The 527-nt window shown below is 59.6% G+C and carries 1 protein-coding gene; it reads left to right on the forward strand.

Annotated elements, in window-relative coordinates; genetic code table 11:
- On the forward strand, positions 1-527 hold a 527-nt coding region (locus BEA93_RS24640), incomplete at both ends, for a fimbria/pilus outer membrane usher protein (protein ID WP_157945156.1).

Below are 527 nucleotides of genomic sequence, written 5' to 3' on the forward strand. Positions count from 1 at the left end.
GGACGAAGGATGAATGGAATGCCGGTGTCAGTCAGCCGGTGGGTGGACTGTTCAGTCTGTCGGTGTCCGGCTGGCAGAGGAGCTATTACCCCGCATCCACGACCGGGCGTTACCGGTACAGCGATGACAACGGTAAGGATACGGGGATTACCGGCACCCTGAGCACACAGATTAAGGGTGTCAGTCTTAACCTGGGCTGGTCCGGTTCACGGAACACCCGGGGGGAAAACAACTGGTCTGCATCGGCGTCAGTGTCGGTACCGTTCACACTGTTTGACCGTCGTTACAGCAGCAGTACGTCGGTGAGCACCAGCAAAGGCGGTGGTACGGGCGTCAGCACCGGCGTGTCCGGCTCGCTGAATGACCGTTTCAGTTATGGTCTGGGCGGTGGTCGTGACAGTGATGGCGGTGCCAGCAGTTATCTGAACGCGTCGTACAGTGGTGACCGGGCTTATCTGAGTGGTGCCCTGAACCACTCGCAGTCCGGCGGAACCAGTGGTTCTGTCTCGGTCAGCGGTTCGGTACTG

Origin of the sequence: Escherichia sp. MOD1-EC5950, assembly GCF_002965345.1 — a bacterium.
In the GTDB taxonomy this organism is placed as follows: Bacteria; Pseudomonadota; Gammaproteobacteria; order Enterobacterales; family Enterobacteriaceae; genus Escherichia; species Escherichia marmotae.